At 65.5% G+C, this 22,203-nt stretch carries 23 protein-coding genes; 4 read left to right on the plus strand and 19 right to left on the minus strand.

The genetic code is table 11. From position 1 onward, the window contains the following. Position 1: 1 nt before the first annotated feature. Together nusA and rimP are read right to left on the minus strand one after the other, a co-directional pair. Entirely contained in the window at positions 2-1,612 is a 1,611-nt protein-coding gene (nusA, locus tag I6F09_RS29800; protein ID WP_225189671.1) for a transcription termination factor NusA, read from the minus strand. A gap of 2 nt (positions 1,613-1,614) precedes the next feature. Beyond that, positions 1,615-2,370, minus strand: a complete 756-nt coding sequence (rimP, locus tag I6F09_RS29805; RefSeq protein ID WP_036040842.1) for a ribosome maturation factor RimP — start codon at positions 2,368-2,370, stop codon at positions 1,615-1,617. A 368-nt stretch (positions 2,371-2,738) separates the two neighbouring features. On the opposite strand from rimP, the gene I6F09_RS29810 reads away from it, so the two are divergent. After that, a complete protein-coding gene (locus I6F09_RS29810; protein WP_225189672.1) occupies positions 2,739-3,821 on the plus strand; it encodes a DUF2336 domain-containing protein in 1,083 nt (360 codons plus the stop codon). Between the two features lie 165 nt (positions 3,822-3,986). On the opposite strand, the gene trmB is transcribed toward I6F09_RS29810, so the two are convergent. The 13 genes from trmB to I6F09_RS29875 form a co-directional block, all read right to left on the minus strand. Beyond that, complete coding sequence (gene trmB, locus I6F09_RS29815) at positions 3,987-4,697, minus strand: tRNA (guanosine(46)-N7)-methyltransferase TrmB (RefSeq protein WP_225189673.1); 711 nt, start codon at positions 4,695-4,697, stop codon at positions 3,987-3,989. Beyond that, positions 4,694-5,851 (minus strand): M20 family metallopeptidase, encoded by a 1,158-nt coding sequence (locus I6F09_RS29820; RefSeq protein ID WP_225189674.1) that lies wholly within the window; start codon positions 5,849-5,851, stop codon positions 4,694-4,696. Before I6F09_RS29820 ends, trmB begins: the two co-directional genes overlap by 4 nt. An 85-nt stretch (positions 5,852-5,936) precedes the next feature. Further along, complete coding sequence (locus I6F09_RS29825) at positions 5,937-6,350, minus strand: helix-turn-helix transcriptional regulator (protein WP_018319423.1); 414 nt, start codon at positions 6,348-6,350, stop codon at positions 5,937-5,939. A 219-nt stretch (positions 6,351-6,569) separates the two neighbouring features. Continuing rightward, positions 6,570-8,183, minus strand: coding sequence for an apolipoprotein N-acyltransferase (lnt, locus tag I6F09_RS29830; RefSeq protein ID WP_225189675.1), 1,614 nt, complete (start codon positions 8,181-8,183; stop codon positions 6,570-6,572). Further along, positions 8,180-9,298: a hemolysin family protein gene (locus I6F09_RS29835; protein WP_225189676.1), complete on the minus strand. Its 1,119-nt coding sequence runs from the start codon at positions 9,296-9,298 to the stop codon at positions 8,180-8,182. Before I6F09_RS29835 ends, lnt begins: the two co-directional genes overlap by 4 nt. A 1-nt stretch (position 9,299) precedes the next feature. Continuing rightward, entirely contained in the window at positions 9,300-9,809 is a 510-nt protein-coding gene (ybeY, locus tag I6F09_RS29840; RefSeq protein WP_225189677.1) for an rRNA maturation RNase YbeY, read from the minus strand. A 59-nt stretch (positions 9,810-9,868) separates the two neighbouring features. Continuing rightward, the gene (locus I6F09_RS29845) at positions 9,869-10,864 is read right to left on the minus strand and encodes a PhoH family protein (protein WP_036008958.1); all 996 of its coding nucleotides are present in this window, start codon (positions 10,862-10,864) and stop codon (positions 9,869-9,871) included. A gap of 64 nt (positions 10,865-10,928) precedes the next feature. Beyond that, positions 10,929-12,323, minus strand: a complete 1,395-nt coding sequence (gene miaB / locus I6F09_RS29850) for a tRNA (N6-isopentenyl adenosine(37)-C2)-methylthiotransferase MiaB (protein ID WP_225189678.1) — start codon at positions 12,321-12,323, stop codon at positions 10,929-10,931. A 192-nt stretch (positions 12,324-12,515) separates the two neighbouring features. Continuing rightward, positions 12,516-13,196: an HAD family hydrolase gene (locus I6F09_RS29855; protein ID WP_225189679.1), complete on the minus strand. Its 681-nt coding sequence runs from the start codon at positions 13,194-13,196 to the stop codon at positions 12,516-12,518. A 5-nt stretch (positions 13,197-13,201) separates the two neighbouring features. Then, positions 13,202-13,657: a Fur family transcriptional regulator gene (locus I6F09_RS29860; protein ID WP_225113781.1), complete on the minus strand. Its 456-nt coding sequence runs from the start codon at positions 13,655-13,657 to the stop codon at positions 13,202-13,204. 39 nt (positions 13,658-13,696) lie between these two features. Next, positions 13,697-14,182 (minus strand): ribosomal protein S18-alanine N-acetyltransferase, encoded by a 486-nt coding sequence (gene rimI, locus I6F09_RS29865; RefSeq protein ID WP_036008947.1) that lies wholly within the window; start codon positions 14,180-14,182, stop codon positions 13,697-13,699. Beyond that, positions 14,179-14,874, minus strand: coding sequence for a tRNA (adenosine(37)-N6)-threonylcarbamoyltransferase complex dimerization subunit type 1 TsaB (gene tsaB, locus I6F09_RS29870; RefSeq protein WP_225189680.1), 696 nt, complete (start codon positions 14,872-14,874; stop codon positions 14,179-14,181). The genes rimI and tsaB overlap by 4 nt, the downstream gene beginning before the upstream one ends. Positions 14,875-15,212: 338 nt before the next feature. Then, a complete protein-coding gene (locus tag I6F09_RS29875; protein ID WP_036008941.1) occupies positions 15,213-15,854 on the minus strand; it encodes a carbonic anhydrase in 642 nt (213 codons plus the stop codon). Between the two features lie 101 nt (positions 15,855-15,955). On the opposite strand from I6F09_RS29875, the gene I6F09_RS29880 reads away from it, so the two are divergent. Beyond that, the gene (locus I6F09_RS29880; protein WP_225189681.1) at positions 15,956-16,837 is read left to right on the plus strand and encodes a CoA ester lyase; all 882 of its coding nucleotides are present in this window, start codon (positions 15,956-15,958) and stop codon (positions 16,835-16,837) included. Positions 16,838-16,880: 43 nt separating this feature from the next. On the opposite strand, the gene I6F09_RS29885 is transcribed toward I6F09_RS29880, so the two are convergent. Both I6F09_RS29885 and I6F09_RS29890 read right to left on the minus strand, forming a co-directional pair. Continuing rightward, entirely contained in the window at positions 16,881-17,753 is an 873-nt protein-coding gene (locus I6F09_RS29885) for a Crp/Fnr family transcriptional regulator (RefSeq protein WP_225189682.1), read from the minus strand. A 318-nt stretch (positions 17,754-18,071) separates the two neighbouring features. Then, the gene (locus I6F09_RS29890) at positions 18,072-18,827 is read right to left on the minus strand and encodes an SDR family oxidoreductase (RefSeq protein ID WP_225189683.1); all 756 of its coding nucleotides are present in this window, start codon (positions 18,825-18,827) and stop codon (positions 18,072-18,074) included. 194 nt (positions 18,828-19,021) lie between these two features. Here I6F09_RS29890 and I6F09_RS29895 point away from each other — a divergent pair, with 194 nt between their 5' ends. Together I6F09_RS29895 and I6F09_RS29900 are read left to right on the plus strand one after the other, a co-directional pair. Then, complete coding sequence (locus tag I6F09_RS29895) at positions 19,022-19,915, plus strand: AraC family transcriptional regulator (protein ID WP_225189684.1); 894 nt, start codon at positions 19,022-19,024, stop codon at positions 19,913-19,915. Between the two features lie 11 nt (positions 19,916-19,926). Further along, the gene (locus I6F09_RS29900) at positions 19,927-20,700 is read left to right on the plus strand and encodes an N-acyl homoserine lactonase family protein (RefSeq protein WP_225189685.1); all 774 of its coding nucleotides are present in this window, start codon (positions 19,927-19,929) and stop codon (positions 20,698-20,700) included. A gap of 9 nt (positions 20,701-20,709) precedes the next feature. Here I6F09_RS29900 and I6F09_RS29905 read toward each other — a convergent pair whose 3' ends face one another. Together I6F09_RS29905 and I6F09_RS29910 are read right to left on the minus strand one after the other, a co-directional pair. Continuing rightward, positions 20,710-21,129, minus strand: a complete 420-nt coding sequence (locus I6F09_RS29905; protein WP_036008979.1) for a hypothetical protein — start codon at positions 21,127-21,129, stop codon at positions 20,710-20,712. A 237-nt stretch (positions 21,130-21,366) separates the two neighbouring features. Next, positions 21,367-22,152, minus strand: coding sequence for a hypothetical protein (locus I6F09_RS29910; RefSeq protein WP_225189694.1), 786 nt, complete (start codon positions 22,150-22,152; stop codon positions 21,367-21,369). Positions 22,153-22,203 lie beyond the last annotated feature (51 nt).

The raw sequence follows: 22,203 nt of genomic DNA on the forward strand, positions 1-22,203 counted from the left end.
CTTAAGCCGGTTGATCTTCGGTCGCCTCGGCCTCCTCGGTGGGCTTGGCGAGATCGGCTTCGGTGATCCAGCCGGCCTTGACGCGGGCCTGCATGATCATCGCTTCGGCGTCGTCACGGGAGATGTCGATGCCGTCGAGCGCACCGGCGTGCTTGGTCGGCTCGCTGCCTTCCTTGCGCTCGGTCCAGCCGACCAGATCGTCGGTGGCGCAGCCGGCGAGGTCCTCGACGCTCTTGATGTCGTTCTCGCCGAGCTTCACCAGCATCTTCGAGGTCACGCCGGGCACGTCCTTGAGCGCGTCCTCGACGCCGAGCTCCTTGCGCCTCGCCTCGAGCTCGGCTTCCTGCTGCTCCAGATATTCGCGGGCGCGGTTCTGCAGCTCCTGCGCGGTCTCCTCGTCGAAGCCCTCGATGCCGGCGAGCTCCTTGACGTCCACCATCGCGAGCTCCTCGACCGAGGTGAAGCCCTCGGACGCCAGCAGCTGGCCGACCACTTCGTCGACGTTGAGCGATTCCATGAAGACCCGGGTCGAGTTCTCGAAGTCGGCCTGGCGGCGCTCCGATTCCTCCTGCTCGGTCAGGATGTCGATATCCCAGCCGGTGAGCTGCGAGGCCAGGCGCACGTTCTGGCCGCGGCGGCCGATCGCGAGCGAGAGCTGGTTGTTGGTGTCGGGCACCACGACCTCGATGCGCTCGCGGTCCTCGTCGATCACGACCTTGGAGACTTCCGCCGGCGCCAGCGCGTTGACCACGAAGGTCGCGATGTCGGGCGACCATGGAATGATGTCGATCTTCTCGCCCTGCAGCTCGTTGACCACGGCCTGCACGCGCGAGCCGCGCATGCCGACGCAGGCGCCGACCGGATCGACCGAGGAATCGCGGGAAATCACGCCGATTTTCGCGCGCGAGCCCGGATCGCGGGCCACCGCCTTGATCTCGACGATGCCGTCATAGATCTCCGGCACTTCCTGCGCGAACAGCTTCGCCATGAACTGGGGATGGGTGCGGGAGAGGAAGATCTGCGGGCCTCTCGTCTCGCGGCGGACGTCGAAGATGTAGGCGCGAACGCGGTCGCCGTTGCGGAATACTTCGCGCGGCAGCATCTCGTCGCGGCGGATGATGGCTTCGCCGCGGCCGAGATCGACGATCACGCTGCCATATTCGACGCGCTTGACGACGCCATTGACGATGTCGCCGATGCGGTCCTTGAACTCCTGGAACTGCCGGTCGCGCTCGGCCTCGCGCACCTTCTGCACGATGACCTGCTTGGCCGATTGCGCGGCGATGCGGCCATATTCCAGCGGCGGCAGGGTGTCGGCGATGGTGTCGCCGACCTGGGCGCCGGGATTGGCGCGCTGCGCGTCCACCAGCGAGATCTGGTTGGAGTGATTCTCGACCTTGTCGACCACCAGCATGTGGCGCGACAGCCGCAGCTCGCCCTTCTTCGGGTCGATCTCGGCATGAACGTCAGTCTCGCTGCCGTAACGGGCGCGCGCCGCCTTGGCGATGGCGTCCTCCATGGCCGCGATGACGATGCCGCGGTCGATCGACTTTTCGCGTGCGACGGCGTCGGCGATCTGAAGCAATTCGAGTCGGTTGGCGCTGACTGCCATGGCTAGTCTCCTTGGTCAGGCTCGATCTCGCCGCGCCGCGCGCGTTCGGCGGCAAGGCGATGTTTCTTCGTGTTGGTCGGGGCCGGCTTCTTCTTCGGCTTGGTGTTCTTGGTGATCTTCGCACTGATCTCCGCGTGCGGTGCAGCCGGCGGCTCCAGTCCGAGATCCCTGCGCATCTTGCGCTCCTCGGCCTTGCCACGGCGCATGGATTCCGCGATCAGCTCATCGGTCAGCACCAGGCGTGCCTCGCCGATATCCTCCATGGTCAGGAGAACGTCGGCATCGTCGCCGGCCTTGGCATCGTCGCGATGCAGATGCACGCGGTCGCCCTCGACCGCGCCGAGCGTGCCGCGGAAGCGCTTGCGCCCATCATGCGCGACCGCCATCTCGATCTTCACCAGGTGCCCGGAATAGCGCTCGAAATCGGAGCGGCGCACCAGGGGGCGATCGATTCCCGGCGAAGAGATCTCGAGGCGATAGGCTCGGTCGATGGGATCGGCGACGTCGAGCACGGGCGACAGGGCCCGCGAGATCGCCTCGCAATCCTCGATCTGCATCGAGCCGTCCGGCCGCTCGGCCATGATCTGCACGGTGCAGCCGGCCTCGCCGGAAATGCGGATCCGGACCAGGCGGTAGCCCATGCCCTGGAGCACGGGACCTGCCACCGCGGACACCCGTGCCGCGACGCCGGGCTCGACCACGAGCCGCGGCTCGGCCAGCAATTCGGCATCCGTGGAACCAGGGTTCGGTTCGGTCATGTCCAGGGTCAGAGCGCTCGTTGGTTAAGGCTTGGGTTAAGGCTTGGTTACGATTTCAAAGCCCGCTTCGGAACTTTCCCGACGACACGTCGGGCGCATCTCCCGCCGAGCCGCGTTCAGGTAATAAAAAAGAGCGGGTCCTTGCGGGCCCACTCTCACTACGCGGATCGTATGAGAAGATGAATTGGCGCTGATATAGCCCTTTCCGCTTCTCCGGACAAGGCCCATTGCAGCGGGAACGGGGCCTTTTTGCGCCCGTCTGCGGGCCCTGCAACGCTTCCTTCATCAAGCAGGCCTAGATTTCCCGATTGTGGGGCGGCTTGGACCTAGGGCGCACCCGCGGCGTGCCCCGTTCGAGTTGCGTTTTCATGACCGTTGCCACGTCGCTCATTCCTGGACTGGACGATATCGTCAAGCGCGGCGACCCGAGGCGTCGTGGCGAGATCGCGCGCGCCATTTCCCAGCTGTTCTTCCAGGACGCGGAAAAGCTCCGCCCTGAACTGATCGATCTCTTCGACAATCTCCTGATCGATCTCGTCCCGCATGCCGAGCTGGCCTCGCGCGCCGATCTGGCCGAGCGTTTCTCGCGCCTGAACAACGCGCCGCCGCACCTCGTCAATCAGCTCGCGCGCGAAAACGAGATCGCGGTCGCCGGCCCCGTGCTGCGCCGCTCGCCAGTGCTCGACGACGCGGCTCTGGTCGAGATCGCGCGCTTGAAGGGCCAGGGTCATCTGTTGGCGATGACTGAGCGTCCAGCTTTGTCTCCCGCCGTCACCGACGTGCTGGTCGAGCGCGGCGATCGCGACGTGGTGCGCCGTGCCGCCGCCAATGCCGGTGCGGTGTTCTCGCCGGGCAGCTATTCCGAGATGATCAAGCGCGCGGCGCAGGACGGCGTGCTGACGCTGAAGATCGGCCAGCGCAACGACCTTTCCGGCGAGCACCTGAAGCAGCTGCTCGATGGCACGCTCGACGTCATCCGCCGCCGCCTCTCCACCGTGGTCAATCCCGCGCGCCAGGTCGAGATCAAGCGCGCGATGGCGGCGATCGAGGAGGCCGCGCTGCCGCCGGGTCCGCGCCGCGATTTCTCCGCGGCACAGCGCACGGTGCTGACCTTGAATCGCGAAGGCCATCTCGGCGAGAGCGCGCTGCTCGGTTTCGCCAAGGCGCACAAATACGAGGAATCGGTCGCCGCGCTGTCGGCGATGTCGGGCGTTCGCCTCCAGGTCCTCGACCGCCTGATCGCAGGCGACCGCTACGATCCGCTGCTGATCCTCGGTCGGGTGCTGAACCTCGGCTGGCCCACGGTACGCGCGCTTATCCTGCTCTGGTACGGCTCGAACCGCACGCCGGCCGACGCCGACATCGAGGCCGCCCGCATCAACTTCACGCGCCTGATGCCGACGACCGCCGAACGCGTCGTGAATTTCTGGCGCAACCGGCAGACGATTTGAAGAACAGGCTTTGTCGTCATGGCCGGGCATAGCCGTCCGAAGGACGGCGTCGCTCGCGCTCGCCTATGTCCCGGCCATCTACGTTCTTCGTCACACGGAGAGGAAGTGCGTGGATGCCCGGGGCAAGCCCGGGCATGACGACTGCGGATGGAGTGCACGCGAAATCTACACCCGCCTGAACCGCAGATAAGCCGCCTTGCGTCCCTCGCGCGCGGCCTTTCGGCCGTAGCGCGTCATGGTGTAGCCCGGCCATGGAAGCCGGAAATCGTCGGCGCGTTCGGCCAGCCAGACGAAGTCCTGCGAGCGCGCAAGATGCGCCAGTGTCCAGGCGCAGTAATCGTCGATGTCGCAGACGAAGCGGAATTCGCCGCCTCGCTTGAGCACGCGCGCCATCGCGGCAATGGTGCGGTCCTGGACGAAGCGCCGCTTCCAGTGTCGCCGCTTCGGCCAGGGATCGGGATGGATCAGGTCGATCCGCGACAGCGACTCCTTGGGAAGCCAAGCCAAGAGCTCGGCGGCATCGCCCGCGAACAGGCGGATGTTGCCGATGTTGGCCGCCTCGATCTGCGCGAGGATCTTGGCCATGCCGTTGACATAGGGCTCACAGCCGATGAAGCCGGTGGTGGGGAAGTTCTGTGCCTCGGCCGCGAGATGCTCGCCGCCGCCGAAGCCGATCTCGAGCCTGACGTCGTCGGCTGCGGGATCGAAGATGTCGCGGGCGTCCGCCGGCGCCTCACCGTCGATATCGAGGGCAAGATGCGGCAGCAGCTGCTCGATCAAGCCGGCCTGGTGCTGCCTCAGCTTGTGGCCCTTGCGGCGCCCGAAGAAGGCACGCTCGCTGTCGTCGCGGTCGGGGCTTGATTTACGCTCGCTCATCGCAGCGTCTGATACAGGCGATGGAGCAGCCGCGCGCGCGGTGCGAGCGAGGAGATATAGAGCTGCTCATAATGAGTGTGTGCACCCTTGCCGTCGACGCCGAGCCCGTCGAGGGTTGCGGTGAAGGGAGCGGTGAAATTGCCGTCCGAGCCGCCGCCGGTGTGGGTGTCGATCAGCTCGAAGCCGATCTCGCCGGCGAGCGTCCTGGCATGCTCGTACAGCGAGGCGCCTGCATTGCTCTTCTCGTAAGGCGGCCGGTTGAGCTCGCCGGTGACCGTGACGGTGACGCCCTCGGTCTTCGAGGTCAAAGAGAGAATCTTGCCGACGAACTCGTCCGCGTCCTTGAGGCTCACGACGCGCAGATCGACTTCCGCATAGGCCTCCTCGGGCGTGACGTTGGGGCGCGTGCCGCCGCGCACCACGCCGACATTGACGGTCACGCCGCGCGCAACATCGTTCATTCCTTCCAGCGCCAGGATGACGTTGCCGAGTTCGCGGACGGCGCTGCGGCCGTCTTCGGGCCGCGAGCCGGCATGCGCGGGCACGCCCTTGATGAATACCCGGAAGCGTCCGACGCCCTTGCGCCCGGTGACGATCTTGCCGCCGTCGCGCGCCGGCTCGGTCACCAGCACGTATTTGGCGTTGCGCCCTTCCTGCTCGATCAGCGCGCGCGAGGTCGGGCTGCCGATCTCCTCGTCGGAGGTGAACAGATGCGTGATGCCGAGCGGCGAGCGATCGCCCGTCGCGCAAAGCGCGCGGAAGGCGTGGTGGGCGATGTAGGCGCCGCCTTTCATGTCGTAGATGCCCGGACCGAACGCGACGTCGCCTTCGACCTTGAACGGCAGGCGCTCGATGAAGCCGATGGGATGGACGGTATCGAGATGGCTCAGCACCAGGATGCCCGGCTGATCCTGCCCCCAATTCGTGCGCGCCACGAGATGATCGCCGCAGCCGTCCGTGCCGGCGATGCGCTCGAGCGTGACGGGCAGGTCGCCGTATTGCTCCGCGACCACGGAGACCAGCTTGTTGACCTGTTCAGGTGCTTCCGTCGGCGTCTCGATCTCCACCCAGCGGCGGATGCCATCGAGAATAGTTTGTGAATCGAACCAATTGGAGCCGGTCATGGACGCATCTGTGCCTTTGAATCGCATCATCGAAGCGGACGCGCATCAAAGCGCGGTCGTAAATGACGACATAGGCCAGATTTGATGCAGTCTCAAATCGCGGGGGACATGAGCTTCAACGCTTGTCCGGACCTTCGCGGGCCGCAATCTGCTCGACGAGATCGACGATCGAGCGGCGCATCTTCGAATCAGTGATTCGCGTGAACGCCTTGGTCAAAGCGAGCCCTTCGGAGGTGGCGAGAAAGTCCGAGACGTAAGAGGGCGAGGCGCCTTCGCTGAAGCCATCCGGACCCGGCACGCCGCTCGGGCCGCCCTCGAACAGGAAGGACACCGGCACCTGCAGAATCTCCGCGATCTGCTGGATGCGGCTTGCGCCGACCCGGTTGGTGCCCTTCTCGTACTTCTGAATCTGCTGGAAAGTCAGGCCCAAAGCTTCACCGAGCTTCTCCTGGCTCATGCCCAACATGATGCGGCGCATGCGCACGCGACTGCCGACATATTTGTCAACAGGGTTGGGCGCTTTCGACATTTCCTCAGCCCTCCAAACACCACCTTCGGCGCAATGATCAAGCATGCCTCGGGTGCAGCACCGTCAAAATCAAACCCTGTTATTGGGAAACATTGCGGAGAAATTTAGCAATGCACCGCCATCTTTCGCAGCCGGTGCAGAATGGGGAGCCCGCGTGCAGTCTGTCAACCGTGGGACTACGGTTGTCAAAGGATTCCGGCCGCTGCGGCGGCGGTGCGATCAGGGCTGGCGTTTGCCTATTCGTCGGCGGACCGCCAGCAGCACGGCCACCGCGACGAGCATGATTGCGGGCACATCACCCACCCGTGCATAAACGGTCGATGGGATCGCGGCCGGCAGGTTTGCGTCCAAAATGCCTTCGAGGCCGAGACCGAGGCTCGCGACGGTGCGGCCGACCGGATCGATCACTGCGGAGATGCCGGTATTGGCCGAGCGGACCAGCGGCAATCCGAGCTCGATCGCGCGCATCCGCGACTGCTCCAGGTGCTGGTAGGGACCGGTCGAGATGCCGAACCAGCCGTCATTGGTCAGGTTCACGATCCAGCCCGGACGTTCGTTGCGTACAGCCACTTCGTCGGGAAAGATCGCCTCGTAGCAGATCAGCGGCAACGCGGGCGGCGCGCCGGCAACGGGGAGCGCATGCCGCACGGTGCCTGGAATGAAGCCGCCGCGCACACGCGTCAGTTGCTCGAAACCGAGCTTCTCCATCAACGACTGGTACGGAAGAAATTCTCCGAACGGTACCAGATGCAGCTTGTCGTAGACGGCGAGCACGCTGCCGTCGTGATCGATCACGTAGATCGAGTTGTAGGCGCGCGTGATCGGCGTGCCCCGCGGCACATCGGGCGCGCGGACCGATCCCGTGATCAGCACCGTGCCCTTCGGCAACAGATCGGCGATTTGCGCCATCGCGTCGGCTTCGCGGGTCAGGAAGAACGGGAAGGCGGATTCCGGCCAGATCAGGATGGTGGCATCGCGCACGCCGGTCGATTGCGGGCCGGAGGCGCGGTCCGACAGCGCAAGGTACTTCTTCATCACCTCCGGCTTGGCGGCATAGTTGAATTTCTCGTCCTGCTGCAGGTTGGGCTGCATCAGGCGCAGCTTGGCGCCGGATACGATCGTGGTCGGATGCAGCGACAGGCGGATTGCGCCAAAGATGCTCATGACGAGCAGGAGCGCGACGGCCGCGGCCGGCACCCGCCATTGCAGGCGCCGATCCGACGTGCGGTCGATCAGCGTCGCCGGGCTCGCGAAGATCGCAATCGTCAGGAACGTCATGCCCCACAGGCCGATCAGCGAGGCCGTCTGCGCCAGCGGCAATGGCTCGGACAACGCATAGCCGAACGTGTTCCAGGGGAAGCCGGTCAGCGCATGGCCGCGCAGCCATTCGCTGATGGTGAGGCTCGCTGCGAGCGCCAGCACGCGCGTGGCGTTCTTGCTCCAGAGCAGGCGCGCCAGCGCAAAGCCGATCGCCGTGAAGATCGAAAGATAGGCCGGCAGGCCCAGCACCGCGAACGGCGTCAGCCAGGCGAATGTGTCGGCTTCGACGAAGAAGGCGTAGCCGATCCAGTAGAGGCCGGGCACGAAATAGCCGAGCCCGAACCAATAGCCGGTCAAGGCGGCGGCGGGCACGCCGCCATAGCGGCCGGCCCCGGCGCCGTCGATCAGCCAGACCAGCACCGGGAAGGTGACGAACAGCACCGGAAAGAGGTTGAACGGTGCCAGCGCCAGCACCGACAGCGCTCCGGCCGCCATGGCGACGACTGCGCGCTGCCATCCCCAGGTAAGGATGATGGCGAGCGCAATTTGCCGAAGGCGCTGCGATGGGCTCACTGCGAGGCGGCCCCGTCGCGCGGCGGCGATGTCGGCGTGTCGCTGGCCGGCGCTTGTCCGCTCTCCGGCGTGGCTTCACGCCGCCGGCTCTCGCGCTGGGTGCGGGGCGCCGGGCGTTCCTTCCGCGTCGCGATGCGCAGCCGCTTGACGCGGCGCGGATCGGCATCGAGCACCTCGACCTCGTAATTGCCGGGGCCCGAGATCACCTCGCCGCGCACCGGCAGGCGCCCGACGAAGCTGACGAGATAGCCGCCCAGCGTCTCCACCTCCTCGCCTGCCTCGCCGGTGACGAAATCCTCGCCGATCACCGAGCGGACGTCGTCGAGGCTGGCGCGGGCGTCGGCGATGAAGGCGTTGTCGGGCAGGCGCACGATCGAGGGCGGCTCGTCGCTATCGTGCTCGTCGTCGATCTCACCGACGATCTGCTCGACGATGTCCTCGATCGAGACCAGCCCGTCGCTGCCGCCATATTCGTCGACCACCAGCGCCAGATGGATGCGCGAGGCCTGCATCTGCGCGAGCAGGTCGATCGCCCGCATCGACGGCGGTACGTAGAGCAGCTTGCGGATGATGTGCGCCTCGTGAAGCGGCAGCGCGAGATCGACCGCGCGCAAATCGAGCCCGGCCGGCAGCGGCTTCTTGCGCTTGGTCTTGGTGGCTTCCGACACGCGGGCGCGCGCGGTCATGAAGGCGAGCAAATCGCGGATGTGGACGATGCCGACGGGATCGTCGAGCGTCTCGTTGAAGACGACGAGGCGCGAATGGCCGGCGCTCTCGAAGCGGTCCATCAGTTCCCCGAGCGGGATGTCGCGCTTGACCGCGACGATGTCGGCGCGATGCACCATGACGTCGGCGATCCGGCGCTCGTGCAGGCTGAGGATGTTGCGCAGCATGGTGCGCTCGACCGCGGAGAAGCCGGTGTCGTCGGGCGTCGAGGCGTCGAGCACGACCTGGAGATCGTCGCGCACCGACCCCGCCTTCCAGCCGAACAGCGTGCGGATGGCGCGCAGCAGCCAGCTTTCGGCACTCGGGCGCAGCACCTCGCCCGGCGTCACCACGGCCGGCAAATTGGCCGTGGTGCGGGGATTGTCGTGGGTAGGCTCGGAATCCGGCATCTCAGTGCGTCCCCGGGCGGTCGGCATAGGGATCGGGGATGCCGAGATGGGCAAGGATCTCGGTTTCGAGCGCTTCCATCTCCTCGGCGTCTTCGTCGTTCTCGTGGTCGTAGCCGATCAGGTGCAGGAAGCCGTGCACGGCGAGGTGGCTCAGATGATGGTCGAACGGCTTGTGCTCCTCGTCCGCCTCGCGCCGCATGGTCTCATAGGCGATCGCGATATCGCCGAGCATGCGCGGGGCATCGCCCGGCTTCCACGCGCCCTCCGGCTGCAGCGCCGGGAACGACAGCACGTTGGTCGGCTTGTCGATGCCGCGCCAGTTGCTGTTGAGCGTGCGGATGCCGGCATCATCGGTCAGCATCACGGCCACTTCGGCGTCGGCAACATCTTCGTCGACGCTCTCGGCGGCCGCCGCCAGTGCGCGCTGGACCACGGCTTCGGAATCGGGCTCGCGCTGCCAGCAATCGGCGACGACGAGGACCTCGGTCATGGGAAGGTTGGAATGGGACATTGTGTTGTCTCGGACGAAGGGCGCGGTGCTCGCACCCTCTTTGGTCCGGTGCTGCCTCGTCAGGATTGACCGGTGGCCGGCCGCTGCGGCGGCCCTTCATAGGCGGCGACGATCCGCGCCACGAGCTCGTGGCGGATCACGTCCTCGGCCTTGAAATGAACCTGGGCGATGCCCTCGACGCCGCTCAGGAGGCGGGTCGCCTCGGCCAGGCCCGAGGTCTGGCCGTTCGGCAGGTCGATCTGCGAGGGATCGCCCGTCACGATCATGCGGCTGTTCTCGCCGAGACGCGTCAGGAACATCTTCATCTGCATCGACGTGGTGTTCTGGGCCTCGTCCAGGATGATGGCGGCGTTGGTCAGCGTGCGGCCGCGCATGAAGGCGAGCGGCGCGATCTCGATCTCGCCGGTCTGCAGCGCGCGCTCGACGATGCGCGCATCCATGAGGTCGTAGAGCGCATCGTAGATCGGCCGCAGATAAGGATCGACCTTCTCGCGGAGATCGCCGGGCAGAAAGCCGAGCCGCTCGCCGGCTTCCACCGCCGGGCGCGACAGGATGATCTTGTCGACCTCCTTGCGCTCGAACAGCTGCGCGGCATGCGCGACGGCGAGCCAGGTCTTGCCGGTGCCGGCGGGGCCGATGCCGAACACCAGTTCGTGCCGCTTCAGCGCGCGGATGTAGGAATCCTGCGCCGCCGTGCGTGCCCGCACCGGACGCTTGCGCAAGTTGATGCTGTCGAAGGTCGATTTGGCCGATTTGGCGTCGAACTCGAACAGCGAGCCCTGCGCGATCACGGCGCGGATCGCGCCCTCGACCTCGCCCTGGTCGAGATCGTGCCCCTTCGCGGCCTGCGCGTAGAGCATCTCCAGCACGCGGCGCGCAGCGTCGCAGCCGTCGCGGGTGCCGCCGATTGTGATGTGGTTGCCCTTGGAATCGACGATGACGCCGAGCCGCCGCTCGATCTGCGCCAGGTGCTGGCCGTAGGGGCCGACCAGCGCGGAAGCGGCGCGGTTGTCGTCGAAGTCGATGACGACCTGGGTCTCGGGCGGAACTTGCATGTCGCGGTCAAATTTGCGGCTGGGAGCGAACGAAGACGAATCCGATGCGCTTTTGGGCAAGGGTTCAGGCTCCACTGGCTTGCGATAAAGCGGGCTCGCGCGCCTTGCGCGGCGTCACGAGCTCGCCGAGAAAACTGTAGCGCTCGAGGCTGTCGATTCTGACAGGCAGGATCTGTCCAATGATGTCGGGCGCGGCCATTACGTGGGCGGGCTGGAGGTAGGCGGTGCGGCCCACGATCTGGCCCTCCTTGCGCGCCGGACGCTCGAACAGCACGTCGACCGTTGAGCCAATCGCGGCCTTGTTGAAGGCCGATTGCTGGCTGTCGATCAGTTCCTGGAGCCGCTCCAATCGCTGGTCCATCTCGGCGGGGGACACCGTCTCCTGCATATCCGCGGCCGGCGTTCCCGGCCGGGCGGAGTATTTGAACGAATAGGCCGCAGCGTAGCCGATTTGCGTGACAAGCGCGAGGGTGGCGAGAAAATCTTGCTCGCTCTCGCCGGGGAAGCCGACGATGAAATCCGATGAAAAAGCAATGTCTTGGCGTGCGGTACGAAAACGGTCGATGACCCGCCGGTAATCATCGGCGGTATGTTTGCGGTTCATGGCCGCCAAAATGCGGTCCGAGCCCGACTGCACCGGCAGGTGCACGAACGGCATCAGGGCACCGAGGTCGCGATGGGCCGCGATCAGGCTGTCGTCGACATCGCGGGGGTGGCTGGTCGAATAGCGCAGCCGCGCGATGCCGGGAATCGCCGCCAGATGTTCGAGCAGCCGGCCGAGCGGCCAGGTTTTTCCGTCCGGTCCGTCGCCGTGATAGGCGTTGACGTTCTGCCCGATCAGCGTGAGCTCGCGCACGCCGTTGTCAGCGAGCCGCGTCACGTCCTCGACGATCTTCGCGACGGGGCGCGACACCTCTGCGCCGCGCGTATAGGGCACGACGCAGAAGGTGCAGAACTTGTCGCAGCCTTCCTGCACCGTGACGAAGGCGGAAATGCCACGCGCGCGGATCGCGTCCGGCTTCGGCTGGGCCAGGAAGCCGAACTTGTCCGCGGCGGGAAATTCGGTCTCGATCGCGCGGCCTTCGCCCTCGGCGCGCTTCAACAGCTCCGGCAGATGATGATAGCTCTGCGGTCCCACCACGACGTCGACGACAGGCGCGCGGCGCACGATCTCCTCGCCCTCGGCCTGCGCCACGCAGCCGGCCACCGCGATCTTCATCGCGCGGCCTGCACGCGCGGCCTCGTCCTTGGCAACGCGCAGGCGGCCGAGCTCGGAATAGACCTTCTCCGAGGCCTTCTCGCGGATATGGCAGGTGTTGAGGATGACGAGGTCGGCATCTTCCGCGCTCGCCGTCTCCACGAATCCTTCCGGGGCCAGCGTGTCCACCATGCGCTGGGCATCGTAGACGTTCATCTGGCAGCCATATGATTTGATGTGCAGCTTGCGCGGCGGCGTCATGGAACCCGAAATGGAGGTGGAGGACGGCCTTCAAATATAGGCTGGAGGGCCGAAAATCCAGCGAATGGAGCCATTTCCACCCGTCATTCCGGGGCGCGACGCAGTCACGAACCCGGAATCCAGAGGTTTTGGCGCGAGATTCCGGGTTCACGCGCGTCGCGCGTGCCCCGGAATGACGGTCCGGAGTGAAAATCAGCCCGCCAGGGCCTTCGCTCCCGCCGTCCGGACCAGCTCCGGCAATTGCCGCATATCGTCGAATGTCAGGTTGGCGCCTGCGGCGCGCAACCGTTCGGCGTGACCCGGCGGGCAGTGGCCGCCGCCGTGAAAGCCGAGCACCGTCATCCCGGCGGCGTGCGCGCCTGTGACCCCGGGGACGCTGTCCTCGATCACGAGGCACCGCTCGGGTGCGACCTTCATCTGTGCGGCGGCGAACAGGAACAGATCGGGCGCGGGCTTGCCGCGCGCGACCTGGCTCGCGGAAAAGATGTTCGGGGCGAGCAGGTCGTAGAGCCCGGCGCAGGTCAAGCCGTGGTGGATCTTGTCCGGCGTGCCGCTCGACGCAACGCATTTGGGCAGATCGAGCGCGGCGATCGCTGCCGCGACGTGCATGATCGGTTGCAGATCGCTGGCGTAGAATTGCAGCGTGGCCGCATTGATCTGCTGCTCCAGATCCTCGGGGAGGCTGCGGCCGATTTCCTGTTCGACCATCCGCCGCGCGTCCTTCTCGGATACGCCGAGGAATCGGAGCAGTACCTGCTCCGACGTGATCGGATAGCCGTGCCGCGTCAGCACGTCCGCATGCGCCCGGCAGGAGATCACTTCGCTGTCCACGAGCACGCCGTCGCAATCGAAGATGATGAGATCGATGGGCACTAAACTCAATTCGTCGGCTTGTCGTCGTCGAGCGGGACGCAATAGAGCTCGAGCCGGTGATCGACCAGGCGATAGCCGAGCTTGCGGGCGATCTCGGCCTGCAGCTTCTCGATCTCCTCGGAGGTGAACTCGATCACCTTGCCGTCGCGCAGGTTGATCAGGTGGTCGTGATGGCTGTCGCGCATCTGCTCGTAGCGCGCGCGGCCCTCGCGGAAATCGTGGCGTTCGATGATGCCGGCGTCCTCGAACAGCTTCACGGTGCGATAGACCGTCGAGATCGAGATCTTGTCGTCAACCGCAACGCAGCGCCGGTACAGTTCCTCGACATCGGGGTGATCGGCCGCCTCCGCCAGCACGCGGGCGATGACGCGGCGCTGCTCGGTCATGCGCATGCCCGTTGCGGCACAGCGCGCCTCGATCTCGGATGCCTTGGACGCAGAAGAATGTTTCAGTGTGGTCATAGCGTTGTCTGCCTGGGCGGGCGCTTTCTGCCGCCGATGTTACGACAAGTCACGCCGCATCAGAAGGGCGTTCAATTGTTCCCCGTTGGGCTGCTTATAGTAGCGATCGCGGCGTCCGACCACCACGAATCCGGCTCGATCGTAAAGCCGCCGCGCCGGCTGGTTGTTCTCCTCCACTTCCAGAAATATGGTGCGTACGCCGCGCCCGGCGAGGTGGCCGAGATGGGTCATCAGCAGCGTGCGGGATAGCCCGCGGCCGCGATAAGCCCCGTCCACCGCGATCGAGAGAATCTCCGCTTCGTCCGCGCCGATCCGCGACACCGCAAAGCCGATCGTCTTGCGGCCGAGCCGCAAGCGATGCACCAGCGTGTTGCGCTCGCTCATCATGCTCTCGAACTCGCCTTCGCCCCAGCCGTGCGCGAAGGAGGCGCCGTGCAGCTGCGCGAGGCGCGCGGCATCGCGCATGGTCGCGGGCTCGACGGCGGCGGTGCCGCCGCGCCACCACTCCGACAGCCATCCCATCATGAGGTCGCGGCTTGTGCTGCGAGCGGCGTCGATGCCGCCGGCTTGGCGTCGGGCGCTTTCAGATAGAACGGCCGCGCTGGTGTGGTGTCGGGATTGGCCGCCGCGCCGAGCCAGGCGACCCAACTGATGTCGGGCGCGGGCTGCGCGTCGACCGCGATGGGTTGCGGTCCGTCCTTCGGCCAGCGACCTGCGAGGATCCCGGCGGCATTGCCGACCAGATGCGGCGCGCCGAATTGCGAGGCCGCGATCGCCGCGTCGATGGAGGCGACAGCCGGCCGGACCAGCTGGCTGCCGTCGCCGGCGACGATCTGGAAATAGACGTGATCGTGCCGCGCATCGATCGCAGAGATCACCGGCGCCGTTCCGCTCTTGGCGACGACCCCAGCGGCATAGGCCGACAGCGTCGTCAGCCCGACCGCCGGCCGTTTCGCCGCAAGCGCAAGGCCCCGCGCCGCCGAGATGCCGACGCGCAGGCCGGTGAAGCTGCCGGGCCCAACGGTGACGGCGATGCGATCGAGCGAGGTGAAGGAAAGGCCGGCCGATTGCATCACGCGCGCGATCATCGGCATCAGCGCCTCGGCATGGCCGCGCTTCATCAGCTGCGATTCCCGTGCGAGGAGCTCGCCGGCGTCGGTGTCGAGAACGGCGGCCGCGCAGGCTTCGAGCGCAGTATCGATGGCAAGGATCAGCATGATGGAGCAAATGGCGAGTGGCGAATGGAGAACACTCTAGCGAACCAGGCGCCTCTCCGCCATTCGTCAGGCAGGATTTGCACTTCCGATATGCCCTATTGCGCAAGGAGGGCTATCGCATTTGAGAGTTTTTCCCTGCGGCCATCCTTCGAGACGCCCGCTTGGGCGGGCTCCTCAGGATGAGGGCGGAGTGCGCGGCAACAGTTTCAAGGAGCACTGACGCTGATTAGCCTCATCCTGAGGAGGCGCGTAAGCGCCGTCTCGAAGGACGAGGCGTGCGCGCAGGCCGCTGCCACAAATCATATGCGATAGCCCCGCATTTCGCTGGGTGGGCAGGATTATCCCTCGCGTGCGTTCCTGAATTCCTTGGTCGCCTTGTCCAGCACGAACAGCGATCCCTCCGCCACGCCGAAATAGGCGCCGTGGGTCTGCATCCGGCCGCTCTCCACGGCCTTGCGGACGAACGGGAAGGTCATCAGGTTTTCCAGGCTGCGGAACACGGCGGCCTTCTCGATGCGCTCGACGAATTGCGCCATGGTCTCGTGCTCGCGCTGCTCCACAACCTCGCCCGGCTTGATGAACATCTGCATCCAGCGGCCGATGAAATCGCCGGGCGTGAGCGGCTCGATCTTGTCGATGAAGGCACGGATGCCGCCGCATTGGGCGTGGCCGAGCACCACGATGTGCTTCACCTTCAGCACTGTCACCGCAAACTCCAGCGCTGCCGAGACGCCGTGCGCGCCTTCGTCAGGCTGATAAGTCGGCACCAGATTGGCGATGTTGCGGACGACGAAGAGCTCGCCTGGTCCCGCGTCGAAGATCACCTCGGGGGAGACCCGGGAGTCGCAGCAGCCGATCACCATGGTCTCAGGCGACTGCCCTTTGACAGAGAGCTCACGGTACCGGTTCTGCTCGGTCGGCAGCCGCTGGGTGGCGAAGGCCTTGTAGCCTTCCAGCAAGTGCGTCGGGAATGTCGTCATGGCCCATGCCTAATCACATACCGCCAAGGCCGACAAGCCTTTCGAATGGGCAGGCCAAATGCTATCGGCTGGGGGACGACAGACCAGGAAGGAACGCCAGCATGACCCGCCCGCGCCGCAGCCATCTGTTCATGCCCGGCTCCAACCCGCGCGCGCTGGAAAAGGCGCGCAATCTCGCCGCCGACGGCCTGATCCTCGATCTCGAGGATTCCGTCGCCCCGGAGGCCAAGGCGGCGGCGCGCGACGGCATTGCGGCGGCGATCGCCGCCAAGGGTTTTGGCAGGCGCGAGGTCCTGATCCGGACCAACGGCCTCGATACGCCCTGGTGGCCAGATGACGCCACCATGGCCGCCAAGGCCTCGCCGGACGGCATCCTGGTTCCAAAAGTTTCAAGCGTCGAGGATCTCGACGCCATCGGCCGCAAGCTGGCCGAGCTCGGCGCCGCGCCGACCGTCAAAGTCTGGGCCATGATCGAGACCGCGCGCGCCGTGCTGCATGCCGAGGAACTGGCCGCCGCCGGCCGCGATCCCTCGCGCCGCCTCTCGGGCTTCGTGTTCGGCCCCAACGACATCTCGCGCGAGACGCGGATCAGGATGCTGCCGGGCCGTGCCGCGATGATCCCGATGATCACCCATTGCATCCTGGCGAGCCGCGCGCACGGCCTCGAAATCCTCGACGGCCCCTACAGCGACATCGCCAACTCCGACGGTTTCGCCACCGAATGCGCGCAAGGCCGCGATCTCGGCTTCGACGGCAAGACGCTGATCCACCCCTCCCAGATCGACGCTTGCAACGCCATCTTCACCCCGCCGGAGGAGGAAGTCGCCCGCGCGCGAAAGATCATCGCGGCGTTCGAACTGCCGGAGAACGCCTCGCGCGGCGCGATCCGCCTGGATGGTGCGATGGTGGAACGCCTGCACGCCGACATGGCCCGGCGCACGATCGCGATTGCGGACGCGATCGCTGCGATGGGGAAGGGCTGAGGCGCGAGAGCAACTTTTCCACGCGCCAAGCAGGCTTTGCACTCTATCGTCCCGCCCGCGAAACGGCTTTGAATTCACCGCCTGCTCCGTGGGAGGCGGCGATGGCGCTTTGCCGGAACCGCGCATCGGCAGGCTGCGGCGCCGCCAATTCCTGGCAATACATTCGATCGATCGTGCGCTGCATGAGCGCATAGCAATCGCATGCGATCCTCTCGAGCCGCGACCGATGGATCTCGACAAACCCGCGCCGCTCGGACGGGATGGCGCCGGCCTCGCGTAGCTTGCTCATCGTCAAAGTCACCGTCGTCCGCCGGACCCCAACCAGTTGCGCCAGCGCCTCCTGCGTCACCGGAAGCAGGTCCTCGGGAACGCGGTCGTGAAGCTGCAGGAGCCACCGCGCCATGCGGCCATCCACCCGGTGCAGCGCGTTGCAAGCGGCGACATGCTGGAGCTGCAGCAACACGGCGCGGGCGTGGACCTGCACGACATTCCTGATCGCTGCGCTTTGCGCATGGGCAGCGCGAAATTTGGCGGCGGAAATTACCGATGCAGTGCCGGCTGTGCGGGCAATCGCGGTCACGGATGAAGGCGAGGGGCCGAGCACGGAGAACGAGGCCAAAGCGCCTTCGCGTCCCATCAAGCTGGTCGCGACCGTTTGCCCGTCCGGCATATCGAGCATGAAGGCGATCGCGCCGCTATGGGGAAAATAGACGGGGTCGAGTTCGTCGCCCGATCGCACCAGGACGGCATCGGGTTCGAACGAGACCTTCTGGAAGTGGGGCGTCAGCAAAGCGAGATCCGCCGGCGGCAGCGCCGCCAATAGCCGATTCCCGATGCCCTTGCGGTGGGCAGTCACGGTGTCCTCTGTTGAACGAGCACCCAACGAACGACGGGAAGCATCTGTTTCATTCGCCATGATTATCCGAAATGCGGATTGCGGAACGGTAGCGATCCAAACAGAGCTAATAATCGAGATCAAGCACGGATATTTGCGGTGAGCTTTCCCCGCATCCTCGCCGCGCAAACAGTCATACTATTTACGCCCGTTGTCATCCGACGATGCGCACAAGCGAAAGCTCTGCTGTACGCTGCCATCAGCGGTCCGGCAGATGGTCGGGTCTTTCTCGGTGACGGTAGCGGTGACGAAATCGCGGATGCGATCGCGGTGATGCGGAAGGGCTGAGGGCTCGCACACTCCGTCGCCTCGCGACGGAGTGCGCCAATGCCGCAGCACTCAGATCGTCTGGCCGCCAGACACCTCGATGCGCTGGGCCGTAACCCAGCGATTCTCCGGGCCGAGCAGGCTCGCGACCATCGGCCCGATGTCGTCGGGCACACCGACGCGGCCAAGCGCGGTCATTTGCGCGAACTGCTTGTTCAAATCCGGCATGTCGCGGACGGCGCCGCCGAGGAAGTCGGTCTCGATCGCGCCCGGCGCGACGACGTTGGCGGTGATGCCGCGTTCGCCGAATTCTCTTGCCATGTAGATGGTCAAAACCTCGATGGCGCCCTTGGCGGCGGCATAGGCCGAGAAGCCGGGGAAAGACAAGCGCGTCAGCCCGCTCGAGAAGTTGACGATCCGGCCATTGTCGCCAAGCAGCGGCAGCAAGGCCTGCGTCAGAAAGAACGGCCCTTTGACATGGGTGTCGAAGAGCGCGTCGAACTGCTGCTCCGTCGTCTCGGCTATGGCGGCCATTTTGCCCTGGCCGGCATTGTTGACGAGATGATCGAACTTGTCGGCGTGCCAATGCTCCGCCAGCGCCGACGCGACTTTTGCGGCGAACGCCGGAAAGGTCGATACGGAGGTGACGTCGAGCTGGAGCGCGACCGCTTTTCGGCCGAGCGCCTCGATCTCGGTGACGACCTCGCGGGCGGCGGCGGCGCCGCTGCGATAGGTCACGATGACGTCGCCGCCGTGACGCGCGATGGCGATTGCGGTATTGCGGCCAAGGCCCCGGCTGGCGCCGGTGACGAGCGAAATGGTGGGCATTTGAGGCTTCCTCGTGAAGTTTCGGTGGGGCCTTTCTGCCTGTGATCGAGCATCCGATGTTGCCGGATCCTGTGATCGTCTTGCCCAATCCTCCAGGAATGCGGCCGGCGGCAGCCTTGCCTGAAACTCCCGTCTTCTTGCCCGATCGCCTCTCGGCAATTGCCCGCATGCATGGCGCGGCCTAGATTGGGCCCGTGACCGAAACGCTGCTCCAGATCGCCAGCAATTACGCCGCAGCTCACGCCGACGGCAAAGGCCTTGCGTCCACGCCTTTCGCCGGCATCTCGATCATTCGTGAGACCGCGCCGAGCGCGCTCCAATTTGCGATCTCCAAGCCGCTGGTCGCTTTGGTGCTGCAAGGTGCCAAGCGTGTTGCGGTCGGCGCCACGTCGTTCGACCTGGGTGCGGGCGATTCGCTGGTGATCTCGAGCGACGTGCCGACGGTCAGCCAGATCACGCGCGCCACAGCCGCGGTGCCCTATTTGTCGCTCGTCGTCGAGCTCGATCCCATCGTCATCGAGGGGCTGGTCGTCGAGATGGGGGCCGCGCCTTATGTTCCGTCGCAGCCGCTTCGGGTCGAGCCAGCGGAGCGGGATGTGAGCGATGCGGCGCTGCGGTTGTTGCGCCTGATCGATCGGCCCTCGTCCGCCTCGATCCTCCAGAGCCAAGTGCTGCGGGAGCTGCATTATTGGCTATTGGCCGGTCGGCACGGTGGTGCCATCAGGGCGCTCGGTATGGCCGACAGCCATGCGCAGCGGATCGGCCGTGCGGTTGCGATCATTCGCGCCGACTATGCCAAACCTTTGCGTGTCGACCGGCTCGCCAAGGCCGCGGGGATGAGCCACTCGGCCTTTCACCTGCACTTTCGCAGCATCACGTCGCTGACCCCGCTTCAGTTCCAGAAGCAGTTGCGTCTGATCGAGGCGCGCCGCACCATGCTGGCCGATGGCGCGAGCATCGCGACCGCCTCTCATCGGGTCGGCTACGAAAGCGTTACGCAGTTTACGCGGGAATATTGCCGATTGTTCGGCATGCCGCCTGGGCGCGACATGCGCGAGGCGAAGCGGCGCGTCGAATCGGCGGCTTGAAGAGTTCTCACATGGCGACGATCGACAGGATCTACATCCTCGACGGAGGCATTGCTGAGGTCGAAGACGGTTCGATCTATTCTCCCGGCATCAATGTCGGCATTCCCATGACGTTGAGCTGCAATGCCTATCTCATTCGTCACCGCGGTGAGTGGCTGATCTGGGATACGGGAATAGCGGATGAGCTGGCGAAGCATCCGGAAGGACGGATCATCGCACACGGCATACGCGGCATCGTGCGTCGTCCTATCGCGGACCAATTGGATGAAATCGGGGTGCGGCCCCGCGATATCGGCACGATCCTCCTCTCTCACGCGCATTTCGATCATATCGGAAATGTCGACCTGTTCGAAAACGCAAGATGGATCGCTCAACGGGCCGAGTTCGAAGCCATGTTCGGACCTGACCCCGACCAGTTCGGCTACTCACTGCCGCACTACGAGGCGCTGCAGGAGCGGCCTTTCGAGATTGTCGATGGCGACCACGACCTATTTGGCGACGGCGCGGTGCGCATGATCTTCACGCCCGGCCATACTCCCGGGCATTGCTCGCTGCTGGTGAAGCTGCCGCGGCGCGGCGCCGTGCTGCTGAGCGGTGACGTCGCGCACAACCGGGAGAACCTCCGGCACATGCGCGTGCCGTCGTTCAATGCCGACCCGCAGGCGACGGTTGCGTCGATGGCCAAGGCGGTCGAGCTGCTACGCGTCGAGAACGCCGAAATCTGGATCAATCACGATACGGCGCAAAGCCAAGGAATGGCTTACGCGCCGAAATGGATCGAGTAGCGCAATGCCTCACCGCGGCACGAGGTCGGCACGCTCGAGCGTCTCCAGGGTCGAGGCGTTGGCGCAATAGCCGTGGTAATTCTCCGCGGCGGTGCCCTCAGTGAGATCGCGGTCGCACTGTCCCTTGTGATTGCAGAGCGAGCAGACCCGCTCGAGGTCGCGGAGCAGCAGCGGCTGCGCGCGGCCGAGCGCCTCACTGCTGATGCCGAGCTGTTCGAGCATCTTCGGCAGCTCGTCGGCGGCGTGCCGGCCATGACGGACCAGCTCCTCCAGATCGTCCGGCGCGATCCTGAGATCATTGGCGATCCGGTCGAAATCGGCGCGGTCGAGCTGCCGCATTTCGTTGATCTCGCGGCGGTGCTTCACCCAGTTCGCGAAGGACTCGATGAGATCCTGGACGATGGGGTAGGGCCTGGTTGCGGTGCTCATGGAAAGCTCCATTCGGACGGTCGGAATTGGAGCGAGATAAGCACAATGATGCAGAAGCGCGTTGCGCTGGATCAAACAGGAAAGAGCGGGGTTGCCAACCTCTCCCGCTTGCGGGAGAGGTCGCGCCGAAGGCGCGGGTGAGGGCTCTTTCCTCTGGGGGATTGTCCCATTGCAGAGAGACCCTCTCCCGGACCCTCTCCCGCAAGCGGGAGAGGGAGCGCACCTCCTGCGCAGCAGCTACCTGAACCGCTCCGCCGCCCAGGCATACAGGCTGCCGGGAATCGGCTTCTCGCCGCCGCGTCCCTTCGGCGAGATGTGCAGGCCGATGATGGCGGGGTCGGTGACCAGGCCAAGATAGCTCGAGGGATCGAAGAACAGCTTTGGCTCGGCATGCACGGCGTAGAACGATTGCTTCGGCAATGCGTTCTGCAGCTCGCCGGCACGGCGCGCGAGCGCGGTGAGCGCCGCGGGCCCGTAGATCGCGACGCGAATATCGGCGAGCCGGTTCGAGCCGCCGCGCAGGCGGCGCATCATGAAGGTGATGCGATGGCGCACGGACAGCCAGTTCGGCGTCAGCTCCTCCTGCTCCATCAGCTCTTCGAAGGCGGCAACGATGCCGTGCGCGGGCGGCAGATAGAGCACGGAATTGCCGAGCTGGCGCGGCCGCTCCCAGGCGAAGTAGGGTTTTGCCGGATCGATCTCGACCGGCCTCAACAGCAGCACGTCGGCATCTAACCAGAGGCCGAGGCCCTTCGCCATCAGCTTCATGCGGAAGAAGTCGCTGAATTGCAGAATGGTCCAGTCGCGCCAGCTGCCATCCGGCTGCGGCGGCCGCAGGCGTTCGGAGAACGCATGCGGCAGGATCGCCTCGGCCTCGGCATTCGCGACGCCGGCCGGCAATCCGGGAATAGTGTCGAAGCTGTAGACCGTGACCTTGTGCCCGGCAGCCAGTTGCGAGCGCAGACAGGTCTGGCGCAGCGCATCCATCGGGCCATGCCAGAAGGTGGCGATCTCGGGCAGCATGCGGGAAGTCATAAGGGATAATCAGAACAAAGAAAAAGCCCCGGCGCTTGC

This window comes from Bradyrhizobium sp. IC3195, from assembly GCF_020193585.1.
Taxonomy (GTDB): Bacteria; Pseudomonadota; Alphaproteobacteria; order Rhizobiales; family Xanthobacteraceae; genus Bradyrhizobium; species Bradyrhizobium yuanmingense.

What these genes read in the sequence shown, in the direction of transcription:
- nusA (WP_225189671.1), bottom strand. Translation starts at nt 1,612, where the DNA reads ATGGCAGTCAGCGCCAACCGACTCGAATTGCTTCAGATCGCCGACGCC.
- rimP (WP_036040842.1), bottom strand. Translation starts at nt 2,370, where the DNA reads ATGACCGAACCGAACCCTGGTTCCACGGATGCCGAATTGCTGGCCGAG.
- I6F09_RS29810 (WP_225189672.1), top strand. Translation starts at nt 2,739, where the DNA reads ATGACCGTTGCCACGTCGCTCATTCCTGGACTGGACGATATCGTCAAG.
- trmB (WP_225189673.1), bottom strand. Translation starts at nt 4,697, where the DNA reads ATGAGCGAGCGTAAATCAAGCCCCGACCGCGACGACAGCGAGCGTGCC.
- I6F09_RS29820 (WP_225189674.1), bottom strand. Translation starts at nt 5,851, where the DNA reads ATGATGCGATTCAAAGGCACAGATGCGTCCATGACCGGCTCCAATTGG.
- I6F09_RS29825 (WP_018319423.1), bottom strand. Translation starts at nt 6,350, where the DNA reads ATGTCGAAAGCGCCCAACCCTGTTGACAAATATGTCGGCAGTCGCGTG.
- I6F09_RS29835 (WP_225189676.1), bottom strand. Translation starts at nt 9,298, where the DNA reads ATGCCGGATTCCGAGCCTACCCACGACAATCCCCGCACCACGGCCAAT.
- ybeY (WP_225189677.1), bottom strand. Translation starts at nt 9,809, where the DNA reads ATGTCCCATTCCAACCTTCCCATGACCGAGGTCCTCGTCGTCGCCGAT.
- I6F09_RS29845 (WP_036008958.1), bottom strand. Translation starts at nt 10,864, where the DNA reads ATGCAAGTTCCGCCCGAGACCCAGGTCGTCATCGACTTCGACGACAAC.
- miaB (WP_225189678.1), bottom strand. Translation starts at nt 12,323, where the DNA reads ATGACGCCGCCGCGCAAGCTGCACATCAAATCATATGGCTGCCAGATG.
- I6F09_RS29860 (WP_225113781.1), bottom strand. Translation starts at nt 13,657, where the DNA reads ATGACCACACTGAAACATTCTTCTGCGTCCAAGGCATCCGAGATCGAG.
- rimI (WP_036008947.1), bottom strand. Translation starts at nt 14,182, where the DNA reads ATGATGGGATGGCTGTCGGAGTGGTGGCGCGGCGGCACCGCCGCCGTC.
- tsaB (WP_225189680.1), bottom strand. Translation starts at nt 14,874, where the DNA reads ATGCTGATCCTTGCCATCGATACTGCGCTCGAAGCCTGCGCGGCCGCC.
- I6F09_RS29875 (WP_036008941.1), bottom strand. Translation starts at nt 15,854, where the DNA reads ATGACGACATTCCCGACGCACTTGCTGGAAGGCTACAAGGCCTTCGCC.
- I6F09_RS29880 (WP_225189681.1), top strand. Translation starts at nt 15,956, where the DNA reads ATGACCCGCCCGCGCCGCAGCCATCTGTTCATGCCCGGCTCCAACCCG.
- I6F09_RS29885 (WP_225189682.1), bottom strand. Translation starts at nt 17,753, where the DNA reads ATGGCGAATGAAACAGATGCTTCCCGTCGTTCGTTGGGTGCTCGTTCA.
- I6F09_RS29890 (WP_225189683.1), bottom strand. Translation starts at nt 18,827, where the DNA reads ATGCCCACCATTTCGCTCGTCACCGGCGCCAGCCGGGGCCTTGGCCGC.
- I6F09_RS29900 (WP_225189685.1), top strand. Translation starts at nt 19,927, where the DNA reads ATGGCGACGATCGACAGGATCTACATCCTCGACGGAGGCATTGCTGAG.
- I6F09_RS29905 (WP_036008979.1), bottom strand. Translation starts at nt 21,129, where the DNA reads ATGAGCACCGCAACCAGGCCCTACCCCATCGTCCAGGATCTCATCGAG.
- I6F09_RS29910 (WP_225189694.1), bottom strand. Translation starts at nt 22,152, where the DNA reads ATGCTGCCCGAGATCGCCACCTTCTGGCATGGCCCGATGGATGCGCTG.